The organism is Bacillus sp. FSL K6-0923, assembly GCF_038630825.1.
In the GTDB taxonomy this organism is placed as follows: Bacteria; Bacillota; Bacilli; order Bacillales; family Bacillaceae; genus Bacillus; species Bacillus pumilus.
On the sequence record NZ_CP152044.1, the window covers coordinates 414,101 to 426,559 of the forward strand.

10 protein-coding genes and 2 pseudogenes are annotated in these 12,459 nt (G+C 42.1%); 7 read left to right on the top strand and 5 right to left on the bottom strand.

Translation table 11 applies throughout. The annotated features are described in order from the left end of the window. The first annotated feature begins 2 nt into the window (after positions 1-2). Positions 3-743, top strand: coding sequence for an alpha/beta fold hydrolase (locus MHI16_RS02000; protein ID WP_342498050.1), 741 nt, complete (start codon positions 3-5; stop codon positions 741-743). Positions 744-778: 35 nt separating this feature from the next. Here the strand turns inward: MHI16_RS02000 and MHI16_RS02005 are convergent, their stop codons facing one another. After that, entirely contained in the window at positions 779-1,693 is a 915-nt protein-coding gene (locus MHI16_RS02005; protein ID WP_342498051.1) for a DMT family transporter, read from the bottom strand. Between the two features lie 130 nt (positions 1,694-1,823). Between MHI16_RS02005 and MHI16_RS02010 the strand changes: the two genes are divergently transcribed. Next, positions 1,824-3,161, top strand: a complete 1,338-nt coding sequence (locus tag MHI16_RS02010; RefSeq protein ID WP_342498052.1) for a PLP-dependent aminotransferase family protein — start codon at positions 1,824-1,826, stop codon at positions 3,159-3,161. On the opposite strand, the gene MHI16_RS02015 is transcribed toward MHI16_RS02010, so the two are convergent. The 3 genes from MHI16_RS02015 to MHI16_RS02025 form a co-directional block, all read right to left on the bottom strand. Beyond that, positions 3,158-3,850, bottom strand: a complete 693-nt coding sequence (locus MHI16_RS02015) for a 4'-phosphopantetheinyl transferase superfamily protein (RefSeq protein WP_061406731.1) — start codon at positions 3,848-3,850, stop codon at positions 3,158-3,160. The genes MHI16_RS02010 and MHI16_RS02015 overlap by 4 nt on opposite strands. Positions 3,851-3,939: 89 nt before the next feature. Continuing rightward, positions 3,940-4,530, bottom strand: a complete 591-nt coding sequence (locus MHI16_RS02020) for a hypothetical protein (protein WP_061406733.1) — start codon at positions 4,528-4,530, stop codon at positions 3,940-3,942. 83 nt (positions 4,531-4,613) lie between these two features. After that, positions 4,614-5,258 (bottom strand): YitT family protein, encoded by a 645-nt coding sequence (locus MHI16_RS02025; protein ID WP_061406735.1) that lies wholly within the window; start codon positions 5,256-5,258, stop codon positions 4,614-4,616. Between the two features lie 543 nt (positions 5,259-5,801). Between MHI16_RS02025 and MHI16_RS02030 the strand changes: the two are divergent. The 5 genes and pseudogenes from MHI16_RS02030 to MHI16_RS02050 all read left to right on the top strand — a co-directional run. Next, positions 5,802-9,644 (top strand): annotated as a pseudogene (locus tag MHI16_RS02030) (isopeptide-forming domain-containing fimbrial protein); the annotation flags it as partial. A gap of 72 nt (positions 9,645-9,716) precedes the next feature. Beyond that, positions 9,717-10,517 (top strand): annotated as a pseudogene (locus MHI16_RS02035) (isopeptide-forming domain-containing fimbrial protein); the annotation flags it as partial. A gap of 33 nt (positions 10,518-10,550) precedes the next feature. Further along, on the top strand, positions 10,551-10,715 hold the full coding sequence (locus MHI16_RS02040) for an LPXTG cell wall anchor domain-containing protein (protein ID WP_341864973.1): 165 nt from the start codon (positions 10,551-10,553) through the stop codon (positions 10,713-10,715). 6 nt (positions 10,716-10,721) lie between these two features. Then, a complete protein-coding gene (locus MHI16_RS02045; RefSeq protein ID WP_058015313.1) occupies positions 10,722-11,282 on the top strand; it encodes a class D sortase in 561 nt (186 codons plus the stop codon). A 105-nt stretch (positions 11,283-11,387) separates the two neighbouring features. Next, entirely contained in the window at positions 11,388-11,672 is a 285-nt protein-coding gene (locus MHI16_RS02050; protein ID WP_058015314.1) for an AbrB/MazE/SpoVT family DNA-binding domain-containing protein, read from the top strand. 40 nt (positions 11,673-11,712) lie between these two features. On the opposite strand, the gene MHI16_RS02055 is transcribed toward MHI16_RS02050, so the two are convergent. Next, the gene (locus tag MHI16_RS02055) at positions 11,713-12,456 is read right to left on the bottom strand and encodes an amino acid ABC transporter ATP-binding protein (RefSeq protein ID WP_061406737.1); all 744 of its coding nucleotides are present in this window, start codon (positions 12,454-12,456) and stop codon (positions 11,713-11,715) included. Between the last annotated feature and the right edge of the window lie 3 nt (positions 12,457-12,459).

The following is a 12,459-nucleotide window of genomic DNA, read 5'->3' on the forward strand; positions in this document are numbered from 1 at the left end:
GTATGAATCATTTATTTAAAACTTTTGAAAATAAATCAGACCTTATTCAGCTTATTTGTTTTCCTTTTGCAGGTGGTTATTCCGCTTCGTACCGCCCGCTTTTTGAACAGCTAAAAGACACTGCTGAAGTAATAGCAGCAGAACCACCAGGTCATGGAACCAATCTCATGCCGCTCGAAACGAGCATTGACCGATTGGCTGAGCTGTACAAAGAAGGACTTTCGGGCAACCTGAACCGTCCATTTATCCTGTTCGGACATTCCATGGGAGGACTTGTCGTGTATAGACTGACGCAGTTGTTAGAAAAGGAAGGAATTGATCCTGCAGCAGTCGTGATCTCGGCCATTCAGCCGCCGCAAACAAAACGACAGATCTTGACCCATTTATCGAATGAATCATTTGTTCAGCATATTGCCGAAATGGGCGGGATACCAAAGGAATTATTAGAGAACAAACCAATGATGGATTACTTTACGCCATCCTTACGTGCAGACTATCAGGCGCTGGAAACCTTCCAGCACAAAGATCAATCCATCATCGAAACACCTGTTTATTTATTCAATGGAACACAAGATGAAAAATGCATGCAAGATGCAAACGGCTGGCTGCCATGGGCAAAAACCATCGAACGCATCAATTTCGAAGGAGGGCACATGTATATCAACACACACCTCGAGCCCTTCGCAGAACAGATGAGACATGTGATCGACCTTGCAGGCAAACAACAATTAATGAAACATTAAAAGAAAGCGGTCCTCTTTAAAGGGACCGCTTTTTCTTATGAATTCCGCTTCTTGACTACATTCCCGCCAATCACTCCGCCAATGACCAGCACACCTCCGATGAGATGATACCAATCGATTGTTTCATGTAAAATGAGGACCCCAGCGGCGACTGTAATAAACGCAGATAAATTGTTAAAGATGCTGACCTTTGCCGCTTCAAGCTGAGAAAGGGCATAGTTTGATAAATATGCCGTGAGAAGTGAAGAAAGAATGCCTAAAAAGAGCATTGACCATACAAAGGATGGTTGTGTAAATGGGCTGAAAAATTGCAGCGTTGTTCCGTTTACTGAATGCCGGATGAGCGCAGCGGCATTAAAGAAGACAAATCCAAAGAATGTCATCACGAAAGTGAGTTCAATCACATGGAAGCGCCGTGTAATCACCCGGGCAAATACACTGTATGCACTGGAGGATAAGGCTGAAAGTAATATCAGTATATAGCCGATCATGTGTGAATGCTTCACATCAATTCCCTTCATGACAAAGAGAAGCATCACTCCGCACACCGAAAGAATGGTAAACAGTACTTGGATCCATGTTGCGCGTTCCTTTAAAAACCACGCGGCCAGCACCATTGTTAGAATAGGAATCGTTGCCTGAATAATACCAGCCTCTGACGAAGAGGTATACATCAGCCCCCATACTTGAAAAGCAAAAAACAACACAGGATAAAGTAAGGAAAACGGCACGATGTAGAGAAGATCTCGCCATTGAATGGAGAGGAGGATCTTCTTTCGTAAAAATGGATACAGCAATAGTGCGGCTGCAAAAGAAATTGTAAAGCGGTGTGCCAATAAATCAATTGGATTTGCTGATTCTAATGCAATTTTGACAAACAAAAATGAAAAACCAATGATCGTGGCGTAGCCTATCGCGGCAGCATACGCTTTCTGTTTTGAAATGTCCACAATTTGACTCCTTATACGAGCATGCATGCTTCAGATGAATTGACCGGTTCTGTTCTTCTATCGTAATCGGATCATCTAAGGTGTACAATAAGAGAACATGATATCTGTACCGGTACAAGGAGGAAGCGTTGTGAGGAAATATGATCAGCTTGTTCTCAGCTTAAAAGAGAAGATGACATCTGGTGAATATCATGCGGGTATGAAGATCCCTTCCATTCGCCATTTGGCGGCACAATATGCAGTGAGTAAAAGCACTGTCATTAAAGCACTAGATACATTAGAACGAGAACATCTGCTGTATTCTGTAGAAAGAAGCGGATACTATGTCGTGAAAACAAAACAGTCAGCGGGGAAACAGGATAGCGCATGGATTGATTTTGCTTCATCTGCACCTGATCCCGTCGTGTTTCCATATGTCGATTTCCAGCACTGCATCAACCAAGCCATCGATTTGTATCAAAATGACTTGTTTATTTACGGCACAGCCAACGGATTACCATCGCTGCTGCCAGTCATTTCTAAGCGATTAATGGATTATCAAGTGTTTGCAAATCCAGAACAAATCGTCATGACTTCTGGTATTCAGCTGGCGTTATCCATTTTAAGCACCATCCCTTTTCCGAATGGCAAACAGACCATACTAGTCGAACAGCCAGGCTATCACCTATACCTTCAATATTTAGAAAAAAATCAACTGCCTGTGCGGGGGATTCAGCGGACGGAAAAGGGAATTGATCTTCAGGAATTGGAGCGCATCTTTCGAGAAGAGGAGATTCGTTTTTTCTATACGATGCCAAGATTTCAAAACCCGCTTGGAACGAGCTTGTCAAAACAGGAGAAAAGAGCGATTGCAGCTCTTGCAGAGACATATGACGTCTATATCGTTGAAGATGACTATATAGCCGATTTAGAATTCGATGCAAAAAGAGACCCAATCTATTCATACGATCAGGCGGGGAAGGTCATTTATTTAAAAAGCTTCTCCAAAATCATCTTTCCAGGACTTCGAACAGGTGCGGTCGTTTTACCTGAGGAGCTGATTAGACCTTTTAGCGAACACAAACGGCTCATTGACATCGACAGCTCCATGCTGTCACAGGCAGCCTTAGAAATATACTTAAAAAGCGGGATGTTTGAACGGCATCGAGACAGAATGCAGACAACCTATCGCAACCGATCCAAACAGCTAGTGACATGCCTGAAAAGCGATCAAATCGCTTATCAACTAGGAGAAGAGGAGCCAGCTACTCATACACATGTACGTCTCGATCGGTCAATTCCGATGAACCAGCTCATTCAGCAGCTGAAAAAGGCATCTGTTTCCATTCAGTCAATCGACCGCCATTATCTATCGACCTATCAAAAAGACCCCATTCTTCAGTTGAACATTTGGCATGTAAAAGAAGAACAAATGACACGTGGAGTCGATTTGTTAAAGACAGCATTTCAGCAAATTGGGCGATATTAAAGACGAGACAGCACATCACGGCAAGAGAGGATCTCAACTCGTTCAGCCGCAGAAGGCTTTCTTGTACACACCGCCATTTGGTAGGCAGGATCAAGTGAGTATGTTTGAACAAAGCAGGGCGCTTCATGATCAGGTAATGTCAACGTCGCCTGTCCATCCTCTGACAGGCGGGCTGTAAAGGAAGAAAGACCATAGGATAATCCCTTTCCAGTCAGCTTGATAAAGGCCTCCTTCATTGACCATAAATGAAAGAAGTAGGCTTCCTGCCATTCTGCCGGTTGTGAAAGTAAATCCTCATACTCATCTGCTGAAAAAAATCGTTTAGCAATCGCTAGATCAATCGGTTTGATCTCCTCAATATCAATACCTACGGGTGCATCGTCTATTGCGCATACGACCCAATCACCGGAGTGAGAAAGATTAAAATGAAAAGAAGGAATGTGCCGCACGACAGGCTTGCCATTGCCCTCTGTTTCAAAAACGATCTCATCAAAAGGCAGATCGTACATATCATGGATCCTTTGACGAACCAGCACCTCACCTAACAAGGTCCTTCTTGCGTCGATTAAAAAACGAAAGCGCTCAGCCGCAGCTCGCTTTTCAGGTGAAACAAAGGGTTTCAGACGCTCTATTTGTTGTCGTTCATTGATTTCATCTAAGTGCTGTAATTGGATAGCAAATATCTTCATAACAAACCTCTAATTTTTTACATTGATTGTACCATTGGAGAGCACCGTACAAAAGGGAAATCCTGTTCACTAATAGACAGTAATCCCTTCTACGTCTGTTTCAGGATATGAACCCCATTCGGATCTTTCGCATCTAATCCATCGCAATCAGTCATGATCACGTTAAGTAAGGAGAGGCGTTCTCCTTTTTGCCAGTGAATGGGCTGATTCAAAGAAGAAAGCAGCTGATCCACTTTAAGTGTCTGTGACAAATCAGGAACAGCAATTGTCATGGCTTGAAGCGTAGCGTTCCCGGTCTCAATGACATCTGTACGCCGCTGTAATTCAAATCTTAAACGAAGAGGTGTTGAAAGAAACGTTCTTCGTTCTCCTTCTTGGACCGGCCAGTTGAGCTCTTTTGCCTGTGAAAGCAGCTTCTCATATTCTTCGTCTGAGACAAGAAAGCCAATATGATCAAAAAGGACTTTTTTACTATAACCGACAGTGATATTGATTTGTCCCTTTCTCATTTCGACGATTCGGAAGGTCGGCTGCTCTTCTCTAAAATCATCCCATGTGAGTGGCGGATGAAAGGAGCCATCCTTTGTGAAACGCGCCTTTACTTCAAAGCCTAGCAAGCGATACGTCTGCTCGGTCTCTTCAACAAATGGTGTCCAGTAATGATAGTGGAAAAGCTGCATGAGGTCTCATCTCCAATAATAGAATATTCTGTTTATTTATTTTAACACAAGAAAAGCCATTCTTTTTGTAGAATGGCTTGTTCTTATCGGATAAGTGTCTGAACAGGTTTCTCTGCTGTTTTTGTAATAAGCAGCTGCAGAAGCCGTGTCGATTGCGGCAAGGAGAATCGAAGGACGAGACCTGTGAAAATAGCCGTCAGAATCGTGCCAACGCCAATTGGTCCGCCGAGCATCCATGCAAATAAAAGCACGGTTAACTCAATGCCATTTCGCACCCACTGCACGTTCAATCCTGTTTTCGCTGAGATGAGCAGCATTAATGAATCCCTTGGTCCGGCTCCAAGATTCGCTGAGACATAAATGCCAACACCATAACCTGAAACCACAACGCCCGAAATAAACACATATAAAGCGGGTAAATACCCGTGTGGTGCAGGCAATACCGCATTAAAGAAATCTATAAACATACCAATCAGCACCATGTTCAGTAATGCGCCGATCTTTGGAAATGATTTCGTAAAAACAGAAGTCAGTGTCACAATGAGTGCACCAATAATGATGGACCACTGTCCAATCGTGAGTCCAAAATGCTGAAACAGTCCGTAGTGGAAAGCGTCCCAAGGACCAATCCCAAGAATCTTTCCTTTCACTGTCAGCGATAGTCCAAAAGCTAGTACGATCAATCCAACAAAATAAAAAAACCAACGTAAAAGATGTTCCCGCTTCAAAAGCTTTCCCTTCTTTCTTAAACACTCGAATTCAATCGTAACATACTCCCACGCCCCTTTAAATGGCTTCGCTCAATTGTAATCGCTTACTTTTAAAAAGAATTTTTTCGCATCGTAAAGGTCAAAGCATCAAGACAAGCAGCAAGACTCTTGGCTTGTTTTTTTTAACAAAGCAAGCCAATCATTCCCTTTTTTTAAGAGAAAATGAAAAAAATTCAATATATACTGACAAAAAATAAGCATCACCCAATTGAAGAATATTTATCTTTAAATAGAAAGGATTGTATGTAATTCACATCATAAGACCTGTTTAGAAAGATAGATAGATGAGGAAATTTGGGATGAAAAGAGTTATTTTATTGGAAAAACTTAAGCGGGTCAATCATTAGGAGGTTTATAGTTCGAAATGTCTATTTTTGTCGAAAATAGTCATTTAGTCCTGTTGAGGCTTTTGAAATCTTACTGATATTCTTTACCAAAGTGTGGGAGGTGAACTGGTACATACCATTATGATTTAGAGCAGGGAAAAGGGGATGTCAAAAAATGAACATATTAAAAAGAACGAGTCAATTATTTCTAATATTGGTGCTGGTTGCTGGAAATTTATTAACAGTTTCACCACCTGTTACGAAAGCCGCTGGGACGGTGGTTGTCAATAACACAGATTCCTACATGATTGGAAATGGGAAGTTAGTTCTTTATCAGCTTGATGGGCAAAATCCAACAAACGTAAAGGCTAGTGTAGAGGTGAAGGGAACTAATTCGACTATAATGAACGGTGTTGCTGTGAATGATCAAGAAAACACTGTGTATGCAACTACGACAGCAAGTGGAGAGCCAGTTCTTTATAAAATAAATGCGACCACTGGACAAGCAGAGCGTGTAGGTGTTTTAGGCGGAAGAGCGCCTAATGCCGTTGTTTATAACGGTAAATATATTCATTCGTATGAGGTTGGTGGAGAACCCTACCTTGCAACGTACGACTTAGCAACTGGTCAAAAAACGGCCAAGAAAATTGTTGGTTATGACGTTGGCCCTGGCATTAGCGGAGACATTGGCGGAGACCTTGTAGTCGATAAGGATGGCTATCTTTGGTTCGCATCTAATACCAGTGGGTCCATTGCGCAAATGAATCCTGAAACAGCTGAAGTCATTCGAGTGATTCCAATCACAAATGCAGATGGTAAACCGATTGAGGGAGGAGTACGAGGAATTAGCTTTTTGCCAAATGGACAAATGCTATTACAATCAGGAAAAGATAACTCTATTGGTCATTCTACTCTTTTTACACTTGATGCGAAAACATTAAGTACAACATATATGGGCACTGCAGGTGATTCATTATCTTACGACTTAGCTTCAAGGGTGAAGCCTGAATTCGATCCATATCCTCCTAACCTTGAATCAGAAAAATCTGTTGCTTTACAGAAAAAAGCAGAAGGCAACACAGATGAAAAGCATCCAGAAGTAGGCGATACTTTGCTTTATACAATTAGAGCAAAAAATACGGTGCAATTCGGCATTCTTAAAAATCTGATCATATCAGATAATCTTCCGAGCAGCTTAACCTATGTTTCTGGATCTCTTAAGGTAGATGGCACAAGCGTAACAGATGCAAAGGATCAAGACAAAGGTGATTTTACAAACGGTACTGTTACAGGTCAAATAGGTGATGTGAAAGACACCGATTGGCACACCGTGACATTTGAAGCGAAAGTAGCAAAAGGGCAAGCGGGTAAAGATATTCAAAATACAGCGAATGTCAAAGGGGAAAACACACCGCCAGACAATCCAACAACAAACATAGAGATTTATCCTCGTGATCCGAAGCTTGAATCAGAAAAATCAGCGGTCTTACAGAAAAAAGCAGATGGTAATACAGATGAGAAGCATCCAGAAGTAGGGGACACATTACTGTATACCATTCAAGCCCGTAACGCTGTTGAAGATAGTGTGATTCAAGATCTTGTGATTTCTGACAAGTTACCTCAAGGATTATCTTATGTACCAAATTCACTTCAGGTAGATGGAAATCCAGTCACAGATGTAAAAGATGATGATAACGGTGATATGACAGACGGAACTGTCACTGGAACGTTCGGTGAAGTGAAAGATGCGAAATGGCATACCGTGACGTTTGAAGTCACAGTTGAAAAAGGTCAGGCAGGCAAAGACATTCAAAATACAGCGAGTGTCACAACCGGCAACACACCACCAGACGAGCCGACAACGAATGTAGAAATCTATCCTCGTGACCCGAAACTGACTTCTGAAAAATCAGCCGTCTTGCAGAAAAAAGCAGATGGTAATACAGATGAGAAGCATCCAGAGGTCGGTGACACACTTCTTTATACGATTAAAACCAAGAATACGATAGAAGACAGTCTTGTTGAAAACTTAGTGATCTCAGATGAACTGCCAGAAGGATTAGCATATGTGCCCAATTCACTTGAGGTAGACGGACAAGCGGTGACAGATGAGCAAGATCAAGACAAAGGTGATGTCACAAATAGAACCGTCTCAGGACAATTCGGTGACATTAAGGATACCGATTGGCATACCGTGACGTTTGAGGTCACGATCCAAAAAGGACAGTCTGGTAAAGACATTCAAAATACAGCGAGTGTCACAGGTGAAAACACACCACCAGACGAACCGACAACAAACATAGAAATTTATCCTCGTGATCCGAAGCTTGAATCAGAAAAATCAGCGGTCTTACAGAAAAAAGCAGAAGGCAATACAGATGAGAAGCATCCAGAAGTAGGGGACACCCTCCTTTATACGATTAAAACAAAAAACACGATAGAAGACAGCCTTATTGAAAATCTAGTCATCTCAGATCAATTGCCAAAAGGGCTGAAGTATGTCACTGGGTCTCTTGAAATTGATGGAGATTCTGTCACAGATGTGAAAGACGAGGATAGCGGTGACTACACAGATGGAAAGGTCACAGGTTATTTTGGTGATGTGAAGGACACGGACTGGCATACAGTGACGTTTGAAGTCACTGTTGAAAAGGGACAGGCTGGTCAAGACATTCAAAACACAGCCGAAGTAACAGGTGAAAACACACCGCCAGATGAGCCAACAACAAAAACAGAAATTTACCCTCGTGAGCCAAAACTAACATCAGAAAAGGCAGCGAGCATTCAGAAAAAAGCAGAAGGTAACACAGATGAAAAGACACCACAGGTAGGCGATACCCTTCTCTACACGATCAAAACAAAGAATCTTGAAGAAGACAGCATCGTCAAAAACTTAGTCATCACAGATCAACTGCCAGAAGGTCTTGAATATGTCGAAGGCTCATTAAAAGTAGATGACCAAGCCGTCACAGATGCAAAAGATGACGACAACGGAGACTACACAGAAGGCACAGTAGCCGGACAATTTGGCGATATCAAAGATACGGACTGGCATACGATTACTTTTGAAGCAAAGGTCGCTAAAGGCCAATCAGGTAAAAGTATTCAAAACACAGCGAAAGTAACAGGCGAAAACACGCCGCCAGATGAGCCGACAACCGAAACAAACATTGATCCAAGAGATCCAAAGCTTGAATCAGAAAAAATATCTGAAATCTCTCAAAAAGCAGAAGGGAATAAAGATGAAAAACAAGTTCAAGTAGGCGATACCCTTCTTTACACCATCAAAGCAAAAAATAGTGTAGAAGACAGTGTCATCAAAGATCTAGTCATCACGGATCAACTGCCAGAAGGTCTTGAATACGTCGAAGGTTCACTAAAAGTAGATGGACAAGCCGTCACAGATGCAAAAGATGATGACAACGGAGACTACACAAAAGGTACGGTAACCGGTCAATTTGGCGATATCAAAGATACGGACTGGCATACCGTGACGTTTGAAGCGAAAGTCGCTAAAGGCCAATTAGGTAAAAGTATTCAAAACACAGCGAAAGTAACAGGCGAAAACACACCACCAGATGAGCCGACAACCGAAATAAACATTGATCCAAGAGATCCAAAACTTGAATCAGAAAAAACATCTGAGATTGCTCAAAAAGCAGAGGGCAATACAAATGAAAAACAAGTTCAGGTAGGCGACACTCTCCTTTACACCATCAAAACAAAAAATAGTGTAGAAGACAGTGTCATCAAAGGTCTAGTCATCGCAGATCAACTGCCAGAAGGTCTTGAATACGTCGAAGGTTCACTAAAAGTAGATGGACAAGCCGTCACAGATGCAAAAGATGATGACAACGGAGACTACACAAAAGGTACGGTGACCGGTCAATTTGGCGATATCAAAGATACGGACTGGCATACCGTGACGTTTGAAGCGAAGGTCGCTAAAGGCCAATCAGGTAAAAGTATTCAAAACACAGCGAAAGTAACAGGCGAAAACACACCACCAGATGAGCCGACAACCGAAACGAACATTGATCCAAGAGATCCAAAGCTTGAATCAGAAAAAACATCTGAAATCTCTCAAAAAGCAGAAGGCAATACCGATAAAAAAGAAGTACAAGTAGGCGACACCCTGCTTTACACCATCAAAACAAAAAATAGTGTAGAAGAAAGTGTCATCAAAGGTCTAGTCATCACGGATCAACTGCCAGAAGGTCTTGAATACGTCGAAGGTTCACTAAAAGTAGATGGACAAGCCGTCACAGATGCAAAAGATGATGACAACGGAGACTACACAAAAGGCACAGTCACCGGTCAATTTGGTGATATCAAAGATACGGACTGGCATACCGTGACGTTTGAAGCAAAGGTCGCTAAAGGCCAATCAGGTAAAAGTATTCAAAACACAGCGAAAGTAACAGGCGATAATACACCGCCAGATGAACCAACAACCGAAACAAACATTGATCCAAGAGATCCAAAACTTGAATCAGAAAAAACATCTGAGATTGCTCAAAAAGCAGAGGGCAATACAAATGAAAAACAAGTTCAGGTAGGCGACACTCTCCTTTACACCATCAAAACAAAAAATAGTGTAGAAGACAGTGTCATCAAAGGTCTAGTCATCGCAGATCAACTGCCAGAAGGTATTGAATACGTCGAAGGATCATTAAAAGTAGATGATCAAGCTGTGACAGATGCAAAAGATGATGACAACGGAGACTACACAAAAGGTACGGTGACCGGTCAATTTGGTGATATCAAAGATACGGACTGGCATACGATTACTTTTGAAGCGAAGGTTGCTAAAGGATCTGAAGGTAAAACCATTCAAAATATCGCAGTTGTGAAGGGCGAGAATGTTGACGAACCAGACAAACCTGAAAATTCAACAACGGTAGAACCGCCGCATGTGCCAGAGGTGCCAGGGAATCCAGAACAGCCTTCTCATTCAGAAACGGATACACCTGGTCATCATCTTCCGAACACTGCAACAGAAATGTACAACCTTTTACTAGCAGGATTTGCCCTTGTATTAATAGGTGCATCCCTTATTGTATGGAAAAGAAGAAAAAGAAACGGATAATCGTCCATGGTTCAAAAAATCATCTCAGCGACATTGATCATAGCAGGCATTTGCCTTGTGATGATAGGATATATGAGGATCGTTGATGGGCAAAGGCAAGTAGATCAATCTTTCCAGTCTGCACAAGCAGCCATCCAGCAAAAGGGGGAAACAGATTCCCCTTTTGTGCCGAAGGCTGGTGAAACCATTGGGCTCTTACACATTCCAAAGTTAAACGCTGAGTTACCAATTGTAGAAGGAACAGAAGCAGAGGACTTGGCAAAGGGTGTTGGTCATTATCACGAGAGCAATTTACCAAATGAACAGGGACAAATTGTTTTATCTGGGCATCGTGATACTGTGTTTAGACGAACAGGAGAACTTGTGAAAGGAGATCAACTCGTCATTGAGCTTTCATACGGTCGGTTTACCTATGAAATTGAGAAAACAAAGATTGTAAAAAAAGATGATCAAAGTATTATTACACTACAACAGGAAAAGGAAGAACTTGTCCTCACAACATGCTATCCTTTTTCTTTTATTGGTCCTGCACCAAACAGATATATCATATATGGGAAGCGTGTTTAATCACTGGATCAGCCTGCAACTTATCCTTTCCCTAACCGATTGGAGCGCTTCATTCCTTGATAAAAAGGGAATTGCCTATATCTAGAGATGCAGGAGGGGGTCAATTTGTTAAATCAAGACTATGTAAGATATATAGATAACTTTGGAAGAATTGTTCTTCCGACAGATATAAGAAAACGGTTGAAAATTCATCCGCGCGATTTTATGGAAATTTATCGAGAAGAAGACCAAATTGTCATTAAGCCATATTGGCAGGACAAACCCTGTATTGTCACAGGGGAAGTGACAAACTCCAACAAAGTGCTATCGGGCGGAGTGGTTATCAGTCCAGAGGGAGCGAGATTGCTCTTACAAGATTTACTGGCGCTTCGCTTGCAAAAGGAAATATAAAAAAAGGCTGTTCTCACCACGTGAGAACAGCCTTTTTTCATCATACTGGATTCAAAATCCGGTTTAAGAATTGTTTTGTTCGTTCTTCCTTTGGTCGTTTGAAGATTTCCTCTGGAGGACCTTGTTCGACGATGACGCCGCCATCAATAAAAATCACTTCGTCTGCTACTTCTTGGGCAAACTTGATTTCATGTGTGACAACCGCCATGGTCCAGCCTTCCTTCGCTAGATCCTTCATAACCTTTAAGACTTCTCCGACAAGTTCAGGGTCAAGCGCAGAGGTGGGTTCATCAAAAAGCATAAGCTCTGGCTGAATGGCAAGTGCACGGGCAATCCCGACACGCTGCTTTTGACCGCCTGACAGCTGGAATGGATACAGGTCTTTTTTATCTTCAAGACCGACCTTTTGCAAGAGCTGAATGGCTTCTTTTCGAACCGTTTCCTTTGGACGGCGCTGCACCTGAACAGGACCTTCCATCACATTTTCAAGCACTGTGCGGTGTGGAAACAGGTGATAATCCTGAAACACCATTCCCGATTTCCGGCGAAGCTTGAGCAGATCAGCTGATTTATTTTTTTTCGAAAAATCAATTGAGAAATCATCGAAGGTGAAGGAGCCGCCATTTGGTGTTTCAAGTGCATTTAAACAGCGAAGCATTGTTGTTTTTCCTGAACCAGATGGACCGAGAATGGCCACAACCTGTCCTTTGTTGATCGAAAAATCAATCGACTTTAAAATCTCATTTTCCCCAAAGGATTTCTTAAGACCTTTGACTGTTAGCATGTC

What these genes read in the sequence shown, in the direction of transcription:
- MHI16_RS02000 (WP_342498050.1), top strand. Translation starts at nt 3, where the DNA reads ATGAATCATTTATTTAAAACTTTTGAAAATAAATCAGACCTTATTCAG.
- MHI16_RS02015 (WP_061406731.1), bottom strand. Translation starts at nt 3,850, where the DNA reads ATGAAGATATTTGCTATCCAATTACAGCACTTAGATGAAATCAATGAA.
- MHI16_RS02020 (WP_061406733.1), bottom strand. Translation starts at nt 4,530, where the DNA reads ATGCAGCTTTTCCACTATCATTACTGGACACCATTTGTTGAAGAGACC.
- MHI16_RS02045 (WP_058015313.1), top strand. Translation starts at nt 10,722, where the DNA reads ATGGTTCAAAAAATCATCTCAGCGACATTGATCATAGCAGGCATTTGC.
- MHI16_RS02055 (WP_061406737.1), bottom strand. Translation starts at nt 12,456, where the DNA reads ATGCTAACAGTCAAAGGTCTTAAGAAATCCTTTGGGGAAAATGAGATT.